This is a genomic window from Methylobacterium radiodurans (assembly GCF_003173735.1).
Classification (GTDB): domain Bacteria; phylum Pseudomonadota; class Alphaproteobacteria; order Rhizobiales; family Beijerinckiaceae; genus Methylobacterium; species Methylobacterium radiodurans.
Genome location: NZ_CP029551.1, coordinates 2,846,764 through 2,869,472 on the forward strand (window position 1 = coordinate 2,846,764; position 22,709 = coordinate 2,869,472).

Annotated in this window: 23 protein-coding genes; 16 read left to right on the top strand and 7 right to left on the bottom strand. The window is 71.6% G+C overall.

Going from position 1 to position 22,709, the window contains the following annotated elements; genetic code table 11:
- Positions 1-106 precede the first annotated feature (106 nt).
- Both DK427_RS13170 and DK427_RS13175 read left to right on the top strand, forming a co-directional pair.
- Positions 107-571, top strand: coding sequence for a cupredoxin domain-containing protein (locus DK427_RS13170; protein WP_109951667.1), 465 nt, complete (start codon positions 107-109; stop codon positions 569-571).
- A gap of 75 nt (positions 572-646) precedes the next feature.
- Positions 647-1,276, top strand: coding sequence for an FMN-binding negative transcriptional regulator (locus tag DK427_RS13175; RefSeq protein WP_109951668.1), 630 nt, complete (start codon positions 647-649; stop codon positions 1,274-1,276).
- A gap of 84 nt (positions 1,277-1,360) precedes the next feature.
- On the opposite strand, the gene DK427_RS13180 is transcribed toward DK427_RS13175, so the two are convergent.
- Complete coding sequence (locus tag DK427_RS13180; RefSeq protein WP_109951669.1) at positions 1,361-2,107, bottom strand: glucose 1-dehydrogenase; 747 nt, start codon at positions 2,105-2,107, stop codon at positions 1,361-1,363.
- Positions 2,108-2,240: 133 nt separating this feature from the next.
- Here DK427_RS13180 and DK427_RS13185 point away from each other — a divergent pair, with 133 nt between their 5' ends.
- The 5 genes from DK427_RS13185 (at position 2,241) to DK427_RS13205 (ending at position 6,230) form a co-directional block, all read left to right on the top strand.
- Positions 2,241-2,621, top strand: a complete 381-nt coding sequence (locus DK427_RS13185) for an ArsR/SmtB family transcription factor (RefSeq protein ID WP_109951670.1) — start codon at positions 2,241-2,243, stop codon at positions 2,619-2,621.
- 295 nt (positions 2,622-2,916) lie between these two features.
- On the top strand, positions 2,917-3,189 hold the full coding sequence (locus tag DK427_RS13190) for a hypothetical protein (protein WP_109951671.1): 273 nt from the start codon (positions 2,917-2,919) through the stop codon (positions 3,187-3,189).
- 139 nt (positions 3,190-3,328) lie between these two features.
- The gene (locus tag DK427_RS13195; RefSeq protein ID WP_109951672.1) at positions 3,329-4,534 is read left to right on the top strand and encodes a GNAT family N-acetyltransferase; all 1,206 of its coding nucleotides are present in this window, start codon (positions 3,329-3,331) and stop codon (positions 4,532-4,534) included.
- Positions 4,535-4,541: 7 nt separating this feature from the next.
- Entirely contained in the window at positions 4,542-5,702 is a 1,161-nt protein-coding gene (locus DK427_RS13200) for a M20 aminoacylase family protein (protein ID WP_109951673.1), read from the top strand.
- 45 nt (positions 5,703-5,747) lie between these two features.
- The gene (locus DK427_RS13205) at positions 5,748-6,230 is read left to right on the top strand and encodes a glutathione peroxidase (protein WP_109951674.1); all 483 of its coding nucleotides are present in this window, start codon (positions 5,748-5,750) and stop codon (positions 6,228-6,230) included.
- Between the two features lie 8 nt (positions 6,231-6,238).
- On the opposite strand, the gene DK427_RS13210 is transcribed toward DK427_RS13205, so the two are convergent.
- Positions 6,239-7,210 carry an NAD(P)-dependent oxidoreductase gene (locus tag DK427_RS13210; protein ID WP_245930554.1) on the bottom strand — a complete coding sequence of 324 codons (972 nt, stop codon included), beginning with the start codon at positions 7,208-7,210 and terminating at the stop codon, positions 6,239-6,241.
- Between the two features lie 164 nt (positions 7,211-7,374).
- Between DK427_RS13210 and DK427_RS13215 the strand changes: the two genes are divergently transcribed.
- Entirely contained in the window at positions 7,375-8,817 is a 1,443-nt protein-coding gene (locus DK427_RS13215) for an alpha/beta hydrolase (RefSeq protein WP_245930555.1), read from the top strand.
- Positions 8,814-10,370 (top strand): GMC family oxidoreductase, encoded by a 1,557-nt coding sequence (locus DK427_RS13220; RefSeq protein WP_109951677.1) that lies wholly within the window; start codon positions 8,814-8,816, stop codon positions 10,368-10,370. Before DK427_RS13215 ends, DK427_RS13220 begins: the two co-directional genes overlap by 4 nt.
- 126 nt (positions 10,371-10,496) lie before the next feature.
- Here the strand turns inward: DK427_RS13220 and DK427_RS13225 are convergent, their stop codons facing one another.
- Together DK427_RS13225 and DK427_RS13230 are read right to left on the bottom strand one after the other, a co-directional pair.
- A complete protein-coding gene (locus tag DK427_RS13225) occupies positions 10,497-11,246 on the bottom strand; it encodes a glycerophosphodiester phosphodiesterase family protein (RefSeq protein WP_109951678.1) in 750 nt (249 codons plus the stop codon).
- Positions 11,246-11,719, bottom strand: a complete 474-nt coding sequence (locus DK427_RS13230) for a RidA family protein (RefSeq protein WP_109951679.1) — start codon at positions 11,717-11,719, stop codon at positions 11,246-11,248. The genes DK427_RS13225 and DK427_RS13230 overlap by 1 nt, the downstream gene beginning before the upstream one ends.
- Positions 11,720-12,000: 281 nt before the next feature.
- Here DK427_RS13230 and DK427_RS13235 point away from each other — a divergent pair, with 281 nt between their 5' ends.
- From DK427_RS13235 to DK427_RS13250, 4 genes are all read left to right on the top strand, one after another.
- Positions 12,001-13,194, top strand: coding sequence for an aspartate aminotransferase family protein (locus tag DK427_RS13235; protein WP_109951680.1), 1,194 nt, complete (start codon positions 12,001-12,003; stop codon positions 13,192-13,194).
- A gap of 127 nt (positions 13,195-13,321) precedes the next feature.
- Positions 13,322-14,290 carry an ornithine carbamoyltransferase gene (gene argF, locus DK427_RS13240; protein ID WP_109951681.1) on the top strand — a complete coding sequence of 323 codons (969 nt, stop codon included), beginning with the start codon at positions 13,322-13,324 and terminating at the stop codon, positions 14,288-14,290.
- Positions 14,291-14,470: 180 nt separating this feature from the next.
- Positions 14,471-15,478, top strand: a complete 1,008-nt coding sequence (locus DK427_RS13245; RefSeq protein ID WP_109951682.1) for an Hsp33 family molecular chaperone — start codon at positions 14,471-14,473, stop codon at positions 15,476-15,478.
- A gap of 121 nt (positions 15,479-15,599) precedes the next feature.
- Entirely contained in the window at positions 15,600-16,814 is a 1,215-nt protein-coding gene (locus DK427_RS13250; RefSeq protein ID WP_109951683.1) for a hypothetical protein, read from the top strand.
- 56 nt (positions 16,815-16,870) lie between these two features.
- Here the strand turns inward: DK427_RS13250 and speG are convergent, their stop codons facing one another.
- From speG to apaG, 3 genes are read right to left on the bottom strand one after another with little or no spacing between them, the layout of a single operon-like run.
- Positions 16,871-17,434, bottom strand: a complete 564-nt coding sequence (gene speG, locus DK427_RS13255) for a spermidine N1-acetyltransferase (RefSeq protein WP_109954145.1) — start codon at positions 17,432-17,434, stop codon at positions 16,871-16,873.
- Entirely contained in the window at positions 17,431-18,597 is a 1,167-nt protein-coding gene (argE, locus tag DK427_RS13260; RefSeq protein WP_109951684.1) for an acetylornithine deacetylase, read from the bottom strand. Before argE ends, speG begins: the two co-directional genes overlap by 4 nt.
- Positions 18,598-18,655: 58 nt before the next feature.
- Positions 18,656-19,048, bottom strand: coding sequence for a Co2+/Mg2+ efflux protein ApaG (gene apaG / locus DK427_RS13265; protein WP_109954146.1), 393 nt, complete (start codon positions 19,046-19,048; stop codon positions 18,656-18,658).
- A 176-nt stretch (positions 19,049-19,224) separates the two neighbouring features.
- Here apaG and DK427_RS13270 point away from each other — a divergent pair, with 176 nt between their 5' ends.
- From DK427_RS13270 to DK427_RS13280, 3 genes are all read left to right on the top strand, one after another.
- On the top strand, positions 19,225-19,620 hold the full coding sequence (locus DK427_RS13270) for a GFA family protein (RefSeq protein ID WP_109954147.1): 396 nt from the start codon (positions 19,225-19,227) through the stop codon (positions 19,618-19,620).
- A 255-nt stretch (positions 19,621-19,875) separates the two neighbouring features.
- Positions 19,876-20,841, top strand: a complete 966-nt coding sequence (locus tag DK427_RS13275) for an esterase/lipase family protein (RefSeq protein ID WP_245930556.1) — start codon at positions 19,876-19,878, stop codon at positions 20,839-20,841.
- Between the two features lie 124 nt (positions 20,842-20,965).
- A complete protein-coding gene (locus DK427_RS13280; protein ID WP_109951685.1) occupies positions 20,966-22,636 on the top strand; it encodes a methyl-accepting chemotaxis protein in 1,671 nt (556 codons plus the stop codon).
- Positions 22,637-22,709: the final 73 nt, after the last annotated feature.

Genomic DNA, 22,709 nt, shown 5'->3' on the forward strand with positions numbered 1-22,709 from the left:
ACGCCCGAAGCCTGCGGACGCGGCGGCGCGTCGCGCACCGGAACCCGCGGGCGCCCGCCCGCACTGTCTGCACGGATTTCCCGACCCTGGAGACGGAGCGGACGCAATGCGATTCACCCCCCGGCACACGTTGCTGGTCGGCAGCCTGATCACGGCCTTGGCGCTCGCGGGCCCGGCCTCGGCCGAGCAGACGAAGCCGCTGCCGAAGCCCGCTACCGACGCCATGCCCCCCATCGAGCTGACCATCGACGAGCAAGACGGGAAGCCCGTCTGCGCCCCCGCGGAGCTGCGCCTGCCGGCCGACACCAATGTGGAGATCCGCGTGGTCAGCCACGCTAAGACGCCGGTGACGATCACGGCGCCGGGCCAGTTCGAGAACGCCCGTGTTCTCCACGCGGACGGCGACCTCGTCCATGTGGCGAGCGAGAAGGGCTACCTCGTCAAGCAGAACGGGAAGGGGACGCTGCGGCTTCGCACCCTGCCGGCGGGCGAGCACGACTTCGCCTGCACCGCCACGACGAAGCAGAACGCGCCCTTCGTGGGCAAGCTCGTCCTCACGCCGCCGGCCTGACGGCCCTTCCGGTCCGAGCCATTTCGGTTCATGCCTCTCCGGCATTGCACAGCCCGCATGCCGGAGGGGGGATTCGTGTACGAGCCGCAGCATTTTCGCGAGGACGACCCCACGCTCCTGGCCGGACTGGTGCGTGCCCACCCCCTCGGCCTCCTCGTCAGCGCCGGCCCGGGCGGCCTGCTGGCGAACCCGATCCCGTTCCTGCTCGACGACGACGGCGCGCACGGCACGCTCCGCGCCCACTTGGCCCGCCCCAACCTGCAATGGCAGGATCTCGCGACCGTGAGTGAGTGCCTCTGCGTGTTCCAGGGGCCTCAGGCCTATGTGACGCCCTCTTGGTACGCGACCAAGCGCGAGACCGGTCGGGTCGTGCCGACTTGGAACTACGCGGTGGTCCAGGCCTGGGGCCGCCCCCGCGTCGTCGAGGACGAAGGCTGGCTGCGCCGCCAGATCGAGGACCTGACGGCGGCCCGCGAGGCCGCACGGCCCGAGCCCTGGGCGGTCTCCGATGCGCCCGAGGCGTTCACCGCCGCCCAGATCCGCGGCATCGTCGGGATCGAGATCACGCTCACGCGCATCGCCGGCAAGTGGAAGATGAGCCAGAACCGCTCGGAGGCCGACCGGGCAGGCGTCGTCGCCGGACTGACGGAGGAAGGCGGCCCGGCCGATCCGGTCGCGGCGCTGGTGGGACGCTCCCGGCCGTGATCGCCTGCCGCAACATCCCCCGCCGACCGGGTGATCACACCGGCCAGCGGGCGAGCGCTTCCGGGCGCGCTCGCCGCCGCGCCGTCAGCGGATGCCGCCGCTGGCGTTGATCACCTCGCCGGTCAGCCAGCGGGCCTCGTCGGAGGCGAGGAACGCCACCACCCCGGCGATGTCGTCCGGCTGGCCCGCGCGGCCGAGCGGCGTCTGCGCGACGATGCCGGCCTCCATGTCCGAGCCGACGACGCCGGCCGTGTGCGTGCCCTCGGTGACCACCAGGCCGGGGCTCACCACGTTGACGCGGATCTTGCGGGGGGCCAGTTCGTTGGCGAGCACGCCCGAGAGCGCGTTCACCGCACCCTTGGTACCCGCATAGGCCGCCGCGGTCGGGGTGTGCACGTCGGTGATCGCCGACGAGATGTTGATGATGCTGCCCCCTTCGCCCAGATGCTTCGCGGCCGCCTGGGTCGCCAGCAGGACGCCCAGCACGTTCACGTCGAAGAGGCGGCGGTAATGCGCCTCCGTCACCTCCTCGATCGCGGCGAACTCGTAGACGCCGGAATTGTTGACCAGCACGTCGAGACGGCCGAACCGCTCCACCGCCGCCTCGATCAGGCCATGAGCCTGCTCGGCCTTGGAGACGTCGCCCTGGACCGCGACGGCCCGGCCGCCGGCCGCCGTGATGGCCGCGACCACCGCCTCCGCGCCCGCCTTGCTCGACGCGTAGTTGACAACCACCGCCGCGCCCTCGCGCCCCAGCGCCCTGGCGATACCGGCGCCGATGCCCTTCGATGCGCCGGTCACGACCGCGACCTTGCCTTCAAGCTTTGCCATGTGGGCGAACCTTCCGTGCTATCCTTCGCAGATGACCTGCGCATGGGCCGGCGCCCGGACGGCGGCCTCGGTCCCATAGTTCGGAAGTTTGGAACTGTGGCGCGATGGTTCAAGACCCCCATATGAGAAAACGATGAGGCCGCTGTTCCACCCAGACATCGAGGACGTGCCCCCCGAGGCGATCCTGCACGCCTTGTCCGACCCGAACCGCGCGGCGATCTTCGCGAGGATCATGAAGGCGGGCTGCGTCGAGGCCTGCTCGGCCGTCTCCGCCCTGGGAGACCGGGTCCTGCCGAAATCGTCGCTGTCCAACCACGTCAAGGTGCTGCGCGAGGCCGGCCTGATCCGCAGCGAGCGTCACGGCGTGGAGATGCGCAACCATTCGCGCTGCGCCGAGGTGGAGGCGCGGTTCCCGGGGCTCCTCGCCGCGATCATCAATGCCTACGCCTCGGATGCCGCCGACCGCTCGGCCGTCGTGCCAGGCGGCGCACCACCGGACCGGGTTGAGGGCTGATCCCGGCGTTCGGGCTGCCCCGGGGCCGGGCCGGCGTCAGGATCCCCATCCGAGCGGCTGCGCGCCGCCGCCCGCTTTCACTGGAGCCGTCGGCGATCAGATGTGAATGGAACACGTCTCTCCGGTCGAAGGCTGCTCGGCCACAGAGTCCGTTCCGACTTCGGCCGAGCCTGCTCTAGCTGCATCGCAGCAAAACGTTCCGAGCGATTGTATAGAACCTTTCCTGATCCGGATCGTTCGTAGGTGGATCACTGTGGATCACCGCAGGACATCTCTTCAGAACCCGGAGAACACCATGCGCGCAACCGCCCTCGCCTTCGCCGCCACGCTCGCCCTGACCGGCGCAGCCTTCGCGCAGGCGACCACGACGCCCGGCAGCACGGTCGGCATGCCCGCCGGCAGCGCCGAGCAGAACATGAACAATCCGGGCAGCGTGAAGAGCAACGCCGAGAAGGGCATGCCGGGCCGCGACATGCCGGGCGCGACCGGGACGGTGGCGCCCGGCGGCGCGGGCACCGGAACCGGGGCCACGATGCCGCGCACCGGCACCGCCCCCGCGGCCCGCTGATCTAACACCGGAGGCGTGCCCTGGGGACCCACGGTCTCCGGGGCACGTCTGTGCCTGCGACGCCGCGCCCGATACAGGCCGGGGCGGCCGGGGCCCGAACCGCTTGGCCCCTCTGGCGTTCGGGTCTAGATCTGCGCCTATGGAGACACCCGGTTCGCCCCGCGAGACCGCCTCTGCCCTGCAGGTGCGCGCGCTCGCCGGCCTGAAGGAGATCGGCGCGGCCGCCTGGGACGCCTGCGCCACCTCGGCCGAGACCCTCGGCGACGGCGACGAGACACACAATCCTTTCGTCTCCCACGCCTTCCTGTCGGCGCTCGAGGATTCCGCTTGCGTCTCCCGCGAGACCGGATGGCTTCCCCTCCACATCAGCCTGGAGCGGGACGGCGCGCTCCTCGGCGCCGTGCCCTGCTACCTGAAGAGCCACAGCCAGGGCGAGTACGTGTTCGACCACGGCTGGGCCGACGCCTACGAGCGGGCGGGCGGCTCCTACTACCCGAAGCTGCAGGTGAGCGTGCCGTTCACCCCCGTCACCGGCCCGCGCTTCCTGATCGCGCCGGGTGCCGACCCGGACGTCACCACGGCCGGGCTGATCGCGGGCCTGCGGGCGCTGCGCGACCAGGCGGAGGCTTCCTCGATCCACGTCACCTTCATGCGGCAGGCCGAGTGGGAGCGGGCGGGCGCGGCCGGCTTCCTCAAGCGCACCGACCAGCAGTTCCACTGGGTGAACGAGGGCTACGCCAGCTTCGACGCCTTCCTGGAAGCGCTGGCCTCACGCAAGCGCAAGAGCATCCGGCGCGAGCGGCGCGACGCGCTCGCCGATGGCATCACGGTGGAGCACCTCACGGGCTCGGACATCACCGAGGCGCACTGGGACGCGTTCTTCGCCTTCTACACCGACACCGGGGCTCGCAAATGGGGTCGCCCCTACCTCAACCGCCGCTTCTTCTCGCTGCTTTCTGAGCGGATGGCCGACCGGGTGCTACTGATCATGGCCCGGCGCGAGGGCCGCTACATCGCGGGCGCAATCAACCTGATCGGGGACGTCGCTCTCTACGGGCGCAATTGGGGCTGCATCGAGGACCACCCCTTCCTGCACTTCGAGATCTGCTACTACCAGGCGATCGACTTCGCGATCGCGCGCGGACTGAAGCGCGTCGAGGCGGGCGCGCAAGGGGAGCACAAGCTCGCCCGCGGCTACCGACCTGTCCTGATGCACTCGGCCCACGACATTGCCGACCCAGGGTTGCGCAAAGCCGTGGCCGACTACTTGCAGAGAGAGCGTGCCCACGTGAAAGCCCTCGTGGGGGAATTCGACAGCCTGACCCCGTTCAAGCGCGAGACCTGAGTCCGAGATGAGCCCAATCGACCGCATCAAGACCTACGCCGACGAGCTGACCGCGCTCCGGCGCGACCTTCACGCCCATCCTGAACTCGGCTTCGAGGAGGTGCGTACCGCCGGCATCGTGGCGGATCTCCTGGAGGGCTACGGGATCGAGGTGCACCGGGGTATCGGCGGCACCGGGGTGGTGGGCGTGCTCAAGGGGCGCGGCGGCGGCGGCCGGCGCGTCGGACTGCGGGCCGACATGGACGCCCTGCCGATCGAGGAGGAGACCAATCTCCCCTACCGCTCGACCTATCCGGGCAAGATGCACGCCTGCGGCCATGACGGGCACACCACGATGCTGGTTGGCGCGGCCCGCTACCTCGCCGAGACCCGCGACTTCGACGGCACCGCGATCTTCGTGTTCCAGCCCGCCGAGGAGGGCCGCGGCGGCGCCCGCGCCATGCTGGCCGACGGCCTGTTCGAGAAATTTCCCTGCGACGAGATCTACGGCCTGCACAACCAGCCGAACGGGCCGCACGGCGCGATCGGCCTGCGCCCCGGCCCGATCATGGCGGCGGCCGACTTCTTCGACATCCGGGTCCAGGGCCGCGGAATCCACGCGGCGCAGCCGCACAAGGGCATCGACCCGATCGTGATCATCACGGGCCTCGCCCAGGCGATGCAGTCGATCGTCTCGCGCAACGCCGACCCGCTGAAGTCGATCGTGCTGTCGATCACCCGGCTCAACGCCGGCTCGGCCTACAACGTGGTGCCCGAGAGCGCCGACATGGCCGGCACCATCCGGACTTTCGACCGGGATCTGCGGGCGCTGGCCGCCCGCCGCATCCGGGAGCTCGCGGCGGGCTTCGCGGCGGCCTACGGCGCCGAGATCACGGTCGAGATCCAGGACGTGTTCTCGGTGCTGGAGAACGCCCCAGAGCAGACGCGGGCCGCGGCCGAGATCGCCGCCGAGCTGTTCGGGGACGCACAGGTCAACACCAGCGCCCCGCCCCGCATGGGCAGCGAGGACTTCGCCGACATGGCGCTGAAGGTGCCGGCCGCCTATGCCTGGCTCGGCTCGAACCCGGGGCCGGGCCTGCACAACGCGAGCTACAACTTCGACGACACGATCATCCCGATCGGCAGCGCCTACCTCGCCCGCCTGGTCGAGCGGCGCGCGACGGCCTAGCTGTCGGAGGCGCCCCGCCCCCGGGGCGCCTGGTTCGGACGACCCATGACCACGATCCACGACTTCGCGCCGCGCGCCGCGGACGGCAGCCCGCACGCGCTCGCGCAGTATCGCGGGCGGCCGGTTCTCATCGTGAACACCGCCTCGAAATGCGGCTTCACAGGGCAGTATGCCGGCCTGGAGGCGCTGTGGCGGCGCCACCGCGACCGCGGGCTCGCGGTGCTGGCCTTCCCGTGCAACCAGTTCGGCGCGCAGGAGCCGGGCGATGCCGCGGAGATCGCGCAGTTCTGCACGCTCGGTTACGACGTGACGTTCCCGGTACTGGCCAAGGTCGCGGTGAACGGCCCCGAGGCCGACCCGCTCTTCGTCCACCTGAAGCGCGAGCGGCCGGGCCTCCTCGGCACGGGCGCGATCAAGTGGAACTTCACCAAGTTCCTCTGCGACGGCGACGGCCGGGTGATCGACCGCTACGCGCCGCAGACCAAGCCCGAGGCGCTGGAAGGGGCGATCGCTGCGGCGCTCGGCTGATCCAGCGATCAGCCGTAGATCTCCGGGTTGACCACCGTCGCCGGCCGCTCGCCGCGCAGGATCGCTAGCATCGCGTCGACCGCGCCGAGTCCCATCGTGCGCAGGCTGGTGGCGGTGGTGCCGGCGACGTGCGGCGTGAGGAGCAGGTTCGGGCAGCCGCGCAGGCGGTGATCCTCGGGCAGGGGCTGCACCGCGAAGACGTCGAGCGCCGCGCCGCCGATCCGGCCCGCTTCCAGAGCGTCGGCCAGAGCATCGGCCTCCACGATCGGGCCGCGGGCGACGTTGATCAGCACCGCGTCGGGCCGCATCCGCCCGATCAGGCCGGCCCCGACGAGGCCTCGCGTCTCCGGGGTCAGCGGGCAGGCGATCACCACCGCGTCGCTCTCCGCGAAGAGGCGCTCGATCGGGACCGGCTCGACGAGACCGTCGAGGCCCTGGCGGCTGCGCGCGGTTCCCAGCACCCGCATCCCGAAGCCGTGCTGGCCGATCCCCGCCACCGCCCGTCCGATCTCACCGAGACCCAGCACGCCGAGCGTCGTGCCGCCGATCTCGGGCAGGTCGTTCGCCAGCGTCTTGGCGGCGAGCCAGCCGCTCTCGCGGAGCGTCCGGTCGAGATGGGCGAGCCGGCGGCGAAGGTCGAACAGGGCGGCGAAGACGTACTCGGCCACCGCGCGGGTGTTGCTGCCCGGAAGGTTCACGACCGGCAGCCCGCGGGCGGTCGCCGCTGCCAGCGGCACGAAATCGAGCCCGACCCCGTGCCGGACGATGCCGCGGAGGCGCGGCGCGTGGTCGAGGATGTCGTCGGGCAACTGCGCCCGAACGATCATACCGGCCGCACCCTCGGCGAGGCGCCGCAGCGTGTCGGCTCCCGTATCCGGCGCGGTCACCACGCGGGCCCCGGTCTCCAGCCGCGCCACCGCCTCCGGGTGGATCGGGTTCGTCAGCAAGATCAGGGGCTTGGCGTCCGCGGCGTCGGTCACCGGCATTCTCCGGGCGAGGGGTCCGGCCGCTCTATGCCGGGATCCGGCCGCGCCGTCATCCGCCGCACCACGCCGAAGCGCGGCATTTCATCCGCCGCGCTTGATCCAAGTTAGCCGCGCGCAATCTCGGCCCGATGCCCGAGCCCGGAAATTCTCCTGACCTCATGGTCTGCCTGCACTTCCTGGGCGGCTCCGCCCGGACCTGGGAGCCGGTCGCCCACCGGCTCGCCGGCACGGTGCGCTGTCTCGCCCTCGATCTGCCGGGCTTCGGCGCGGCGGCGGAGGCGACGGGCTATGACGTCGCCGCGATGGCCGAGCGCGTCGCCACCGCGATCCGGGCGGCCCGCCCCGGCCGCTTCGCGCTCGCCGGGCACAGCATGGGCGCCAAGGTGGCGCTCGCCCTGGCGCGCCGCGCCGAGGACGGCGACCCCGACCTCGTGGGCCTGAGCCACCTCGTCCTCGTGGCGGGCTCGCCGCCGAGCCCGGAGCCGATCGCGGAGGATCGGCGCCGGAAGATGCTGGCCTGGATCGGGGCCGATCCCGAGACGCGGGCGCGCGCGGCCCGCGCCTTCATCCGGCAGAACGTCAGCGCGCCGCTGGCCCCCGAGGACGAGGACAAGGCGACCGCCGACGTGCTGCGGGCCGCGCCGGAGGCTTGGCGCGCCTGGCTCGAATCCGGCGCGAACGAGGATTGGGCTGCCCGCATCGGGGTCCTGCGCACGCCCGCGCTGATCCTGGCGGGCAGCGAGGACGCCGATCTCGGCCCCACGGGGCAGGCTGCCCTAACGGCGCCGCACCTCGCCCACGCGCGCACCGAGATCCTCGACGGGACCGGCCACCTGCTGCCGCTGGAGCGGCCGGACGCCGTCGCGGCCGCGATCGCCGCCCACCTCGCGGGCGCACCGCCCCAGCGCGCTCGGACGGCGGAGATCCCCGACTCCTACGCCGCTCTGATCGCCTCCGACCGGGTCAATCCGCGCCTGCGCGCCGCGCTCGCGGAGCGGGCCCGGCCGGACGATCCGGCCTACACGCCCGCAGCCCTCGACCCGGTCGAGCTGGCGCTGCTGCGCGCCGTGGTGGCCCGCGTGCTGCCCGAGGCCGGGTTCGACATCGCGGCGCGGCTCGACGCGCGGCTGGCGAGCGGCGTGGGCGACGGATGGCGCTTCGCCCGCCTGCCACCCGACGCGGATGCCTACCGTGCCGGCCTGCGCAGCCTCGACGCGGCCGCCCGGGCGACGGGGGCACCGTTCCTGGCCCGCGACGGCGCGGGGCAGGACGCGCTGCTGCGGGCGGCCCAGGAGGGCCGGCTCGCGGTGCCCGGGGCGGCGCATCCGCGACTCGACCCGGAGCGGATGGTGCTCTGGTTCGAGGATGTGCGGGCCGACGCGGTGCGGACCTATCTGTCTCACCCGGCGACACTCGCCCGCCTCGGCTTCTCGGGGATCGGCGCAGGGGGCACCGGCACGGTCGGCGCGGACGGGCTCGCCCGCGACCTGCCGGGCTTCGTCCGGACCGGCCGGAACGACCCCGAGCCCTGGGAGCCCGAACCTCCGGAGCCGGCACCCGCGCATCCGGCCCGGCGCGAACCCGCGGAGGTGGTCCGATGAAGCTCGACGGGATGCGGCGCTACGCCGGGACCGAGTCCGTCGACGCGGTGGTGATCGGCACGGGGGCCGGCGGCGCGCCCGTGCTAGCGCGGCTCGCCGCGGCCGGCCTGAAGGTGGTGGCGCTCGAAGCGGGGCCGAATTTCGAGCCCGCCCAGTTCGCCTTCGACGAGCCGCTCGCCGACGAGATCTACTGGACTCAGGAGCGCCTCAGCGGCGGCACCACGCCTGAGGCCTTCGGGGCCAACAACAGCGGGACCGGCGTCGGCGGCTCGACCCTGCACTGGGGTGCCTTCGTGCCCCGTCCCGATGCCCGCGACCTCGCGCTCCGCACGGAGACCGGCGAGGGCTGCGACTGGCCGGTCGGCCTGGAGGATCTCATCCCGTTCTACGAGCGGGTCGAGCGCTTCATCGGAGTCTCGGGCGCCGACCCCTACCCGTGGGATCCGGGCCGGCACTACCCGCTCCCGCCCGTGCGGCGCAACGGCCCGGCCGAGATCATGGCGCTCGCCTGCGGGCGGAGCGGGATCCGCGCCGCCGACGCGCCGGCGGCGGTCGTCTCGCGCGATTTCTCCCAGGAGGGCGGTCCGGCGCGCGAGGGCTGCATCAATTGCGGCTACTGCCACCAGGGCTGCCGCAACGGCGCCAAGACCAGCATGGACGTGACCTACCTTCCTCACGCGCTCCGCCACGGCGCCGAGATCCGGCCGGAGAGCGTCGCGCACGGGCTGGAGCGGGACGCAGGCGGCCGGATCACCGGCGTGGTCTACCGGCGGGACGGGATCGACCACCGCCAGCTTTGCGGGGCGGTCTTCCTCTGCGCGGGCGCCGTCGAGACGCCGCGGCTTCTGCTCAACCTCGGGCTCGCCAATTCGAGCGACCAGGTCGGGCGCAACTACATGGGCCACGTCGCGACCCAGGTCTGGGGCAGCTTTCCCGACCCGATTCGCATGAACCGGGGCTACCCGTCCTCGCTCATCACCGAGGACATGGTCCGGCCGCGGGACGCCGATTTCGCGGGCGGCTACCTCGTGCAGAGCCTCGGCGTGCAGCCTCTCACGCTCGCCAACGCCGTCGCCCGCACCCGCGGCCTCTGGGGTCCGGCGCTCCACGCCTGCCTCGACGGCTACAACCATCTGGCCGGCATCGGCATCAACGGCGAGACGCTGCCCTGCGACGAGAACCGGCTGACGCTCTCGGACGAGACCGACGCGCTGGGCCTGCGCCGGGCCCATATCAGCTTCGGCTACGGCGAGAACGAGCGCCGCCTCAACGCCCACGCGACCGCGCTGATGCGGGGGCTCTGGGAGGCGGCGGGCGCGCGCGACATCTGGGTTCTGGAGCGCGTCGCCCACACGATCGGGACCTGCCGGATGGGCCGGAGCGGCGACGCGGCCGTGGTCGATCCCTACGGGCGGAGCTTCGACATCCCGAACCTCTGGATCAGCGACGGCTCGACCTTCGCGAGCTCGCTCGCGGCGAACCCCGCGCTCACCATCATGGCCCTGGCGCTGCGAAGCGCCGAGGCGTTCCTCAAGGGAGCGCAGGACGGCTGACACGCTTCCGATCAATCAATCCGGTGCCGCGGATCCCCTCTCCCCGCTCGCGGGGAGAGGGCCTCGGCGACCTTGTCGTCGCCGAAGCGAGGCGGCAGCCGAGGGTGAGGGGGGAGCCGCGCTCCCTCAGGGCACGAAGCCCTCGAACACCATCTGGTCGGCATGGGCCTCGGCCCGCGCGCGCTGGTCGGGATTGCGCACCGTCCAGGCCATCACCGGCAGGTGGCCGAGGAAGCGGCCGAGATGCGTCGCCGCGCAGGGCAGGTCGTCGACGCGCCAGGACAGGAAGTCCGGCCGGGTCTCCTCCAGGTGGAGAAGGTTCGCGAGCGCGCGCCGCTCGCTCTCGGGCAGGGCGGCGTAGGCGGGGTCGTCCTGGGTCGACTCGGCCACGATCCCGCGCGGGATCCGCTCCGGCACGAGGTCACGGAGCGCGGCCACCACGCGCGGGTCGAAGGACTTGAGCGCGAGCGGTCCGTCGTAGCCGGACGCGATCTCGGCGACGCGCCGCGCGAGCGCGAGGTCGCCGTCGAAGCGCGATTTGATCTCGACGACGAGCGGTACGGCGCCCCCGACGGCGGCGAGAAAAGCGGGCAGGGGGGTGATGGTCTCGTCCGTCCCCGCGACCGCGAGGCGCGCGAGATCCGCGGCGGGCAGGCTCGCCACCGGCTCGCTCCGCCCCGTCAGCCGGCCGAGGGCGAAGTCGTGGAACACCACGGCCTCGCCGTCGGCGGTGCGCTGGACGTCGCACTCGATCGCGAAGCCTCGTGCGACCGCGGCGCGCGCCGCCGCCAGCGTGTTCTCGGGGATGGCCGCCGCCCGGTCGTGCAGGCCGCGATGGGCGATCGGCCGCGCGGTGAGCCAGTCGGGCGCCCGCATCAGCGCACCGCGAACATCGCCTCGACCTCGACCGCGGCGTCGAGGGGCAGCTCCGCGACGCCGACTGTCGAGCGGGCGTGGCGGCCGCGGTCGCCGAGCACCTCCACCATCAGGTCGGAGGCGCCGTTCATGATCGGCGCCAGCCCGGCGAAGGTCGGGACCGCGTTGATGAAGCCGCCGAGCCGCACGCACTGGTCGACCGCGCGGTCGAGATCGCCCACCGCCGCCTCGAGCTGGGCCAGGACGTTGAGGGCGCAGAGCCGCGCTGCCGCGATGCCCGCCTCGTTCGAGACTGTGTCGCCGAGCTTGCCGGTGTGCTCAGGCGCGAGCTTGCCGTCCGGGCCGAAGCAGATCTGGCCGGAGATCACCACGAGGTTGCCCGTGCGCACGAAGGGCACGTAGTTCGCCACGGGGGCTGCCGCCTTCGGCAGTGCGAGGCCGAGCGCCTGTAGCCGTTCCTTGATCGAGCTCATGCTGATTCCCTTCGTGGCGGTCCGTCGGGCGGGGTCTGAGCACAGGGGCGGCGGGCCGCGCAAGGGGGCGGAGCAGAGGCGCGTAAGGCGGCAGGGGCTGGCCCAGAAGCCCCTCCGCATGGCTGTCAGGTCCGTCAAATCATTGACAGGAGACGGCTGTTTCATAGTAATCGCGCGCGTGCCGCCCCGGTGACGAGGCGGCACTTTCATTTCTGGGCGGGTGCTGAGGGCCGTGGTGGCCGAGGGCCCGCGCCGCGCGCCGGACACAGGAGCTGGGACCCATGACGTCCGTCCTTCTGCCGAACTATGTGCGGGCCCCGATCGCGTTCGAGCGCGGCGAGGGCGCGTGGCTGGTCGCGCGCGGCGGCGAGCGATACCTCGATTTCGGCGCGGGCGTCGCGGTCAACGCGCTCGGCCACGCCCACCCGCACCTCGTCGCCGCACTGACCGAGCAGGCCGGCAAGGTCTGGCACGTCTCGAACCTCTACGAGATCCCGGAGGGCGAGCGGCTGGGCCAGCGGCTGGTCGATGCGACGTTTGCCGACATCGCCTTCTTCTGCAACTCGGGCGCTGAGGCCAACGAGGCCGCCATCAAGATGGCGCGCAAGTACCACGCGGCCGGCGGTCATCCGGAGCGGTTCCGGATCGTCACCTTCGAGGGCGCCTTCCACGGGCGCACGCTCGCCACCATCGCGGCGGGCGGCCAACAGAAGTACATCGAGGGCTTCGGCCCGAAGGTCGACGGCTTCGACCAGGTGCCGGCGGGCGACATGGCGGCACTGGAGGCGGCCATTACCCCCGAGACCGCCGCGCTGATGATCGAGCCGATCCAGGGCGAGGGCGGCGTGCGGGTGGTGCCGGCGGCAGAACTCCGCCACCTGCGCGCGCTCTGCGACCGGCACGGCCTGCTCCTGATCATGGACGAGGTCCAGACCGGGGTCGGGCGCACCGGCAAGCTCTTCGCGCACGAGTGGTCGGGCGTCACGCCCGACATCATGAGCGCGGCCAAGGGCATCGGCGGCGGCTTCCCGCTCGGCGTCTGCCTCGCCACCCGGGAGGCGGCGCGCGGCATGGTGCCGGGCTCGCACGGCACCACCTTCGGGGGCAACCCGCTCGCCATGGCGGTCGGCAACGCCGTGCTCGACGTGGTGCTGGCCCCGGGCTTCCTGGAGCAGGTCGGCCGCACGGCGCTCAACCTCAAGCAGAAGCTCGCCGGCCTGATGGACCGCCACCCCGGCGTCGTCGAGGAGATCCGCGGCGAGGGCCTGATGCTCGGCCTCAAGCTCCGGGTGCCGAACACCGACTTCGCGGCCGCGGCCCGGGCCGAGCACCTGCTCTGCATCCCGGCCGGCGACAATGTGGTCCGACTCCTGCCTCCGCTGATCATCACGGAGGACGACGTGGCGCAGGCCGTCGACCGCCTGGAGGCGGCGGCCTCCAGCCTCGACGGGGCACTGCGCGGCGCCGCCGAGTAGACCGACGATCCACCGGGCGGGCACCCGCTCGCCCGGCGGCAAGCACGACTGCGCGCCGGCGCCGATGCGCCGGGTCGCACGGGGTCGGACCGATCCCGTGCACGGATGATGAGAAACGACGTGTGAGATGATTGCCCAGACGAACGGTCACGCGGTCCCCGCCGAGGGTGCCGGCCCGCGCCACTTCCTCGACCTGAAGGACCTCTCGGCGGAGACGCTGCGCGCCGTGCTCGACGCGAGCGCCGCCATGAAGGCGCGCCGCCGCCGGGGCGAGCCCCCCGCCGAGCGCCCGCTCGCCGGCAAGTATCTCGGCATGGTGTTCGACCGGCCCTCGACCCGCACCCGTGTCTCCTTCGACGTCGCCATGCGCGACCTCGGCGGCGAGACCCTGATGCTGACGGGCAGCGAGATGCAGCTCGGCCGCGGCGAGACCATCGGTGATACCGCGCAGGTGCTCTCCCGCTTCGTCGACGCGATCATGATCCGCATCCTCGACCACGGGCTGATGCTGGAACTCGCCGAGAACGCGACCGTGCCGGTAATCAACGCGCTCACCAAGGTCTCGCATCCCTGCCAGATCATGGCCGACTTGCTGACCTTCGAGGAGCATCGCGGGCCGATCAAGGGCCGCACGGTGGCGTGGTCGGGCGACGGCAACAACGTGCTGGCGAGCTGGGTCCACGCCGCCGCGCGCTTCGACTTCACGCTGAACGTCGCGGCCCCGCCTGAACTGGCGCCGCCCGCCGCCGTGATGGCCTGGGCTAAGCAGGAAGGCGCGCGCGTCAACCTCACCACCGACGCCTTCGCGGCGGTGGACGGCGCCGACGCGGTGGTCACCGATTGCTGGGTCTCGATGGGCGACGAGGACGGCGAGCACCGCCACAACCTGCTCTCGCCCTATCAGGTCAACGCGGAGCTGATGGCGGCGGCGGCCAAGGACGCGATCTTCATGCACTGCCTGCCCGCCCATCGCGGCGAGGAGGTGACGGCGGAGGTCATGGACGGCCCGCAATCCGTGGTGTTCGACGAGGCCGAGAACCGCCTGCACGCCCAGAAGGGCGTGCTGGCCTGGTGCCTCCGCGCGAACGGGCTCTGACGCGCGCCGATCCTCTCTCTGCCCGGGGGAGGGCGGCGCTCTCGCGAAAATCCGGCGGCAGCCCCATATGGGGGCCTCGTCGGGCAACGCGCCCGTCCCCCATCCCCCGGCCCGGCGCGCTGACCCAAAGCCCCTCCGTCGGGCGGCCGCGTTCGTGGCCGACGACCTCGCGGAGCAGGCATGACGTCCGGAACCGAAGTCCAAACCAACGGCCACGCGGGCGGCGACGACGCCGTGCTGCCCTTCGCGGTCGAGGCCCTCGACGTGCGCGGGCGCGCTGTGCGGCTTGGGCCGTCGATCGACACCATCCTGCGCCGCCACGGCTATCCGGACCCGGTCGCGCGCCTCATCGGCGAGGCGGCGGCGCTGACCGTGCTGCTCGGCTCTTCGCTGAAGTTCGAGGGCCGCTTCCAGCTTCAGACCAAGACCGACGGGCCGGTCGCGATGATCGTCGTGGACTTCGAGGCCCCCGACCGGCTCCGCGCCACCGCCCGCTTCGACGCGGAGCGGGTCGCCGCGCTCGGTGCCGGACCGCTGAAGGCGGCCGACCTCGTCGGTCGCGGCCACCTCGCCATGACGATCGACCAGGGTTCGGCGGCCAGCCGCTACCAGGGCGTCGTCGCGCTGGAGGGCCAGAGCTTCGAGGAGGCGGCGCACCAGTATTTCCGCCAGTCCGAGCAGATCCCGACGCAGGTCCGGCTCGCGGTCGCCGAGGCCTTCGAGGACGGCGCGAGCCGCTGGCGTGCGGGCGGTCTGCTGGTGCAGTTCCTGCCGCAATCCATCGACCGCGCGCGGCTCGCCGACCTGCCACCGGGCGACGTCCCGGAGGGCCACGCGCATCTCGGGGAAGGCGCGCCCGAGGACGATGCCTGGGTTGAGGCCCGCTCGCTCACCGGCACGATCGAGGACCACGAGCTGGTCGATCCGAACCTGTCGAGCGAGAGCCTGCTCTACCGCCTGTTCCACGAGCGCGGGGTGCGGGTTTTCGAGGCGCAAGAGGTGCGCGAGACCTGCCGCTGCTCGCGCGAGCGGGTGATGGGCATGATCCGCTCTTTCACGCCTGAGGATCGCCGGGACATGGTGGCCGATGACGGGCGCATCGTGATCACCTGCGAGTTCTGCTCGCGCCGCTACGCGCTGGATCCGGCCGAGGTCGAGCGCGAGATCGCGGATCGCCCGGCCCAGTAACCGTCCGCGAATAGCCAAGCTTTCGCGACTGATGAGGCCAACATCGGAGGCTCACTTTTCGCGTGAACCCTTTCGGGTTCTGCGACGTTTCGAGGCGTCTCAGAATTCCGGAGGAAACACGATGAACAAGATTGCGGTGGGCCTCGCGGCCCTTCTGTTCAGCACCTCGGTCTACGCGCAGAACGCGGCCGGCACGGCCGGCGGCGAGGCCGGGGCGCGGGGGGGCGCCGCCGGGTCGAGCATGAAGGCCGGCGGCGGCGCGGAGGCCCGGGGCGGGGCGGAGCGCGGCGGCATGGAGCGCGGCTCCGGCGCGATGGGGCAGGGCGCCGAGGCGCGTGGCGGCGAGGCGGCTCGCGGCGGAGCGGACCGGGGCGCGACGGCCGAGCGCGGCGGTGAGCGCGGCGAGGCTCGTGACGGTGCACGGGCCGAGGGCCGCGGCAACCGCGACGGCGACCGGGCCGAGCGTGGCGAGGTGCGGGGTGAGCGCGGCGCGCGCGACGAGCGCCGCAGCGAGGTTCGCGGCCGGTCCGACGTGAGCTCCCGCACCGACATCCGCAGCCGCACGAACGTGGTCGACGGCGGCTTTCGCCGCGAGGGCCGCTACGTCTTCATCGGCGGCCGCCGGGTGGTCTACGGCTCGCCCGAGTACCGCCGCCTGATCGTCACCGAGCACCGCAGCGGCCCGCGGGAGCGCTACGTCGTGATCCGCGGCCAGCGCGTCCTCTACGGCTCGCCCGAGTATCGCCGCCTGGTCGCCGTGAAGGGCGGCACGCGCGAGCGCTACGTGGTGATCCGCGGCCAGCGTGTGCTCTACGGCTCGCCCGAGTACCGCCGTCTCGTCAGCGTCCGGGAGACCGGCCCGCGCGAGCGCTACGTCGTGGTCCGCGGCCAGCGCGTCCTCTACGGCTCGCCGGAGTATCGTCGCCTGACGGTCAGCACCAGCGAGCGCCGCGGCGGGACCATCAATGCGGGCTTCAGCGAGCGCAGCCGCACCGACGTGCGGGCGGACCGCGCGGAGCGCAATGAGCGGGGCTTCGGCCGCGATGCCGAGCGCCGGGACGGGCGTAACGAGGGCCGCGACCGCGCCGGGATGGAGGCGCGCGAGCAGAACGGCGCCCGCAACGCCGGCATGCGCGAGCAGGGCGGTCGCGACGGCGGCATGCGCAACGTCTCCGACCGGAGCGAGCGCGGCGGCATGGGCGAGAACCGCGGCGGCGCCGAGCGCGGCGGCATGAATGCCGGCGGCCGCCAGGGCATGCAGGGTGGCGGCATGCAGGGCGGCGCGGGCGCCGGCCGAGAGACCGGAGCCGGCGGCAACATGGGCGGCCGCAACTGAGCCGACGCATCGGGATCGAAGGGGAGGCGCCGGCAACGGCGCCTCCCTTTTCGTGTTCAGGTCTTCAGCACCGGCTCGGCGATGTCGCCGCTGCCGCGGCTGGCCAAGTATTCGGGCTGGAACAGGCACATCCGCACCGCGTCCCGATAGCGGCCGTTCATGAAGAACTCGTCCTTCAGCACGCCCTCGGGCCGGAAGCCGCAGCGCTCGTAGATGTGCACCGCCCGCTTGTTGTCCTTGTCCACGTGCAGGTAGAGCTTGTGGATGTTGAGCACGCTGAAGGCGTAGTCGATCGCGACGCGCGTCGCCTGCCAGGCGTAGCCGCGGCCCTGGAAGCCCGGATGCACGGCGATCTGGAATTCGCAGCGCCGGTGCAGGTGGTTGATCTCCACGAGCTCGACCATGCCGGCCCGCTCGTTGCCGTCGTTGGCGATGATGAAGCGCCGCTCGGTCTGGTTGTGGATGTTGCGCTCGTAGAGCTGCGCCAGCTCGGCAAAGGACTCGTAGGCCTCCTCGAACCAGTAGCGCATGATGCTGTCGTTGTTGTTGAGCTGGTGCACGAAGAGCAGGTCCTCGCGCTCCAGAGGGCGCAGCTTCACCCGGTCGGGCGGCGGTTTCATCGGCAGCACTCCGCGATCAGGCGGCGCAGGAAGGCCTCGCCCTGGCCAAGCGCCGCCAGCGTGATGAACTCGTCCGGCTGGTGCGCCTGATCGATGGAGCCGGGCCCGCACACGACGGTCGGGATTCCCGTTGCCTGGAAGCGCCCGGCCTCGGTGGCGTAGGGCACCGAGACCGTCCGGTTGCGCCTGGCTGCCCGCAGGGCGAGCCGCTCGGCCTCGGAGCCGGGCTCCGGCGCGAGGCCCGGCACCGCCACCTCCTCCAGGGTCTCGATGCGCCCGTAATCGCCGTAGCGGTTGAGCCGCTCGGCGGTGACGCGCGCCACCGCCGCGCCGAACAGGGCCGGGATCTCGGCCGGGTCGAGGTCGGGCAGGCCGCGATACTCCCAGTTGAAGCTGCAGACCTTCGGCAGGATGTTGCGGGCCGTGCCGCCCTGGATCGTGCCGACATGGACCGTCGAGAAGGGCGGATCGAACCGGCCCGAGGGATCGCCCCGCCCGATCATCGTGTCGGCGATGCCGTTGAGCGCGGCGACGAGATCACCGGCCGCCATCACGGCGTTGGCGCCGAGCATGGGCTTGGAAGAATGCGCCTCGTGCCCGTGCACCGTGGTCAGGCAGGTCACCACGCTCTTGTGCGCGTCGGCGACCTCAAGGTTCGTGGGCTCGCCGACGATCACGGCACCGGGCCGCGGCAGGTCGCGGCCGAAGACCGCAATCGTGTCCGCGACGCCGAGGCAGGTCGTCTCCTCGTCGTAGGAGAGCAGGATGTGGATCGGCCGCCGCAGGTCCGCCGCCAGCATCTCCGGAACGAGCGCCAGCGCCAGCGCGCAGAAGCCCTTCATGTCGACCGCGCCTCGTCCGTAGGCGCGCCCGTCCGCGACCCGCAGGGTGAAGGGGTCGGCGCTCCAGCTCTGGCCCGCCACCGGCACCACGTCGGTGTGGCCGGAGAGGACGACGCCGCCGTCTACCTCCGGCCCCAGCGTCGCGAACAGGGCGGCCTTATCGCCGGCCACATTCGGCACTGTCACGTAGCGGACGCCCCAGCCATCGAGATAGGCAGAGACCCAGGCGATCAGGTCCAGGTTCGACTTGCTGCTCTCGGTGTCGAACGCGACGAGCCGGGCGAGCAGATCGAGGGGTTCGAGCCGGTCACCGGTCCGCATGGGGCGTTCTTCCTCGGGCGCGTCCTGCCCGCACGGGTGCTGCGCACATGCGCCCGGTTCAGTGCAGGCTGCGGCGCACGTGCGGGCTGTCGAGGGAGAAGGCGGGGATCTCGGCCTCGAAGCTCTCGCCGGCCACCGTCGCCATGGTGTAGCTGCCGGCCATCAGGCCGTCGGGCGTCGTGAGCGGGCAGCCGCTCGTGTAGCTGAAGGACTCGCCCGGCTCCAGCACCGGCTGCTTGCCGACGACGCCGGTGCCACGCACCTCCTGGCACGCCCCGCGCCCGTCGATGATCCGCCAGTGGCGAGCGCGCAGCTGAACCTGCTCGTCGCCGTTGTTCACGATCTCGACCGTGTAGGCGAAGAAGTAGCGGCTCTCGCCGGGGGAAGACTCTTCCTCGACGAAACGGGGCATGACGGTCACGCTGATTCCGCGCGTCTCTGCCTTGTACATCGTGCTGAAACGCCTCTCGCCGAGGAACTCCCCCAGGACCCCGCAGGGGGCATCGGGACCGATTCGGCGCCGCTTCTCCGCCCGGGGAGCCACGTGGTAGTTCTCGCCGGAATCGGCGTCAATCGCGGCGGAGTACGTCGCGGCGGGGCCGGGCACGGATGAAGCGGGGCACCAGGATGCTGACAGGACGCTGCCATTGCGGCGCGATCTCCTACGCGATGCCCTCGGAGGTCGTTCACAGCGCGCTGTGCCACTGCACGGATTGCCGCCGCCACGCGGGGGCACCGATGGTGGCGTGGGCGATGGTGCCCGCGCAGTCCCTGCAGGTTACCGGGACGCCCACGACCTACCGCTCATCCGAGCACGGACGGCGGCTCTTCTGCGGCGCCTGCGGCACAGGCCTGTTCTACGTCAACGAGCACACGCTGCCGGGCATGATCGACGTGCAGACCGGCACCCTCGACGAGCCCGCGGCCCTGCCGCCGACCGCCCATATCCAGACCGCCGAGCGTCTCGCCTGGATGGCGGCGGCGAAGGACCTGCCGTCCTTCGCCCGCTTCCCCGAGGGCTGATCCGGCGGCCGCCCGCTTGGCCGAGCGGTGCCCGCGTGGACGCCGAGCGGATGTCGGCCTCGACCCTCGGAAGGGTCTTCGACGATGCTCGGATCATCGGAAGATCCCGTGCCGTCGCGGGCGCCCCATCATTGTACAGCGAGCCGGCCCCCATCTCGCGGACACATGCCGTAGCGCCGCAGTCCCCCGCCCGCACGCATCCGAACCCGCCCTGTCGCGTTACCGGTTCGTTCGAGCGGGGGAACATCAGTCCAGATGGAGCGCGACAGCGTCATCGTCGGCATTCACGGCTTGGCCAACAAGCCGCCCGTCGATGAGAAGACGCGCTGGTGGCGGACCGCGATCGCCGAGGGACTAGCTGGTACGGGGCCGACCACGGATCCGGTCTTCTCCTTCGCCTTCGTTTACTGGGCCGATCTCCGTTACGACACGCCCTTGTCGGACGAGAGCAACCGGGAGCCCTATCGTCCCCGCGACGAGGCCGGGGCACCGCAGGAGGGCGAGGCGGCGTCCGCGATCACCGCGAAGGACGCGCTGGCGCCGGTCTATGCCGGCATCGACCGCATCGAGGAGGCGACGGGCCTCACGCTGGTAGACGACCTGATCCTCGAACACCGCTTCGACGACCTCTGGCACTATCACGGCGAGCGGCGCTTCGCGCGCGAGGTCCGCGACCGGCTGGCCGAGCGCCTGAGAGCGTACCGGAACCGCCGCATCCTGCTCGTCGCGCACTCGATGGGCTCGGTCGTCGCGTACGACGTGCTACGCACGCTTGAGCGCGAGGATCCGGTCCTGCGCGTGGCGCACCTCGTCACGATGGGCTCGCCCCTGGGGCTGGCGAAGGTGAAGCTCAAGTTCGAGGCCGAGCACGGAGCCCTGCGGGTGCCGAACAACGTCTCGGCCTGGACGAATCTCGCCGACGGGAACGACATCGTCTCGATCATGGGCGCGCTGGACGCGGACTACGCGGAGAGTGATGCTGGTATCAGTCTCGTCGACAAGCGGGTCGTCAACGATTTCCGGCGCCTCGACGGCGAGCCGAACCACCACAAATCCTACGGTTACCTGCGAACGCCAGAATTCGCGTCCATCGCTCGCGCCTATACCGCCGCCCCGCACGACATCGGTGCAGGCGCAGAGGGCATCCGGGCCGCAGGGGCGGAGCCCGCAACAGCCCGTCAGTGTCGGGCGACGCCATCACGGAACAGCGAATGCCGTTGATGGATACAACCACAGATTTCAAAATCAATATTGAAATGTCGCATCAAGGCAGGAATCGCCGTATATTTAGGTCAACATTAACGTCCCCAACCGAGGATGCGCAAAACCGTTCGGTGAGGGGCGCATGGGCATCAGGATCTCGCACGCACTTCGGGGAGCGATCGCGCTCCTTGCTGTGTGCATACTCGCTCAAGGTGTGCTCAGCACCGTGCAGTTGCGCGCGGTGTACGGCAACGCCCTGGAGATATCAGAGAACTGGATGCCGAGCGTGCGCGAGCTTGGCGAGCTGAAGTACAAGGTCGCCCGTCTGCGGACGGTGGATGCGCGCTACGTCACGGGTATCGAGCCTGTGAGCGAGCTCAACGCGGCCTCGGACTTGCGCCTGAAAGAGGTGGAAGAGGTCGCCAAGCGGTACGAGAAGCTGATCTCGAGCGCGGAGGAGCGCGCGCTCTGGGAAACCTTCGGGACGAGCTGGACAGCCTATCTCGCGCAGAGAACGAAGTTGATCGCCTCCGCCGAGTCGAAGAGCCAGAATGCCCTGAACGACATCTTCCAGGATTCGCGCAAGAACTTCAACGCTGCCCTCGACGCGCTCGATCGCGACACGCTCCTGAACGTCGCCGGCGGCGACAAAGCCCGCGCCGTCGCGGAGGCGACCTACGGCTCGGGAATGTGGTTCACGCTCCTGCTCTGCGGCGCGGCGCTGATCGTTGCTCTCGCGGGCATCCTCTACGTTCTCGCCGGCGTCACCCGGCCGATCGATCGCCTGATCCTGCGAATGCGCGCGCTGGCTGCGGGCGACGTGGAGGCTCCGGTGCCCCACACCGATCGTGCCAACGAGATCGGCTCCATCGCGGGCGCCCTCGAAGCGTCGCGGCAGAACCTCATCCGGACCCGCCAGCTGGAAGCCGACACGGCGCTCGCCCGCGCCTCGGCGGAGGAACAGCGCCGGACCGGCATGCGCCAGATGGCGGACAGCTTCGAGGCGGCGGTCGGCGGCATCGTCGGCACGGTCTCCGCAGCGGCGGGCCAGTTGCAGGCTACCGCCCAGAGCATGAGCGCCACCGCCGACGAGACGGCCGCGCAATCGACCACGGTCGCTGCCGCGGCCGCTCAGGCGGCGGCCAACGTCACCACGGTCGCGGCGGCGACCGAGGAACTCGGCTCCTCGGTCGGCGAGATCGGCCGGCAGGTGGACGGCTCCGCCGAACTCGCCCGACAGGCGGTCGGCGAGGCGGTGCAGACCTCCGCACTCGTACAAGAATTGAGCGGCGCGACCGCCCGCATCGGCGACGTGGTGGCGCTGATCTCGCAGATCGCGGGCCAGACCAATCTCCTGGCCTTGAACGCGACGATCGAGGCCGCGCGGGCCGGCGAGGCGGGGCGCGGCTTCGCGGTGGTGGCCGCCGAGGTCAAGGAACTCGCCAACCAGACCGCGCGCGCCACCGAGGAGATCACCAGCCAGATCGGCCGGATCCAGGGCGCGACCGGCGAGGCGGTCCGGGCCATTGGCGGCATCACGGGCCGGATCCGCGAGATCTCCGGCGTGGCGACCTCGATCGCGGCAGCGGTGGAGGAGCAGGGCGCGGCGACGCAGGAGATCGTGCGCAACGTCTCACAGGCCTCCGCCGGCACCACCCAGGTGACCACGAACATAGCGGGCGTGGCGGGAACGGCCGAGGAGACTGGCGCCGCTGCCGCCCAGGTGCTGGTCTCGGCCTCCGAGCTGTCGCGCCAGTCAGAGCACCTGAACGCCGAGGTGCGGCGCTTCCTCGCGACCGTGCGGGCCGCCTGATCGACCGCAAAGCGGAATCGATCGTCACTGGGATCCGTTCGCGGCCCGTCCCTGGCTACAGGGACGGGCCTGA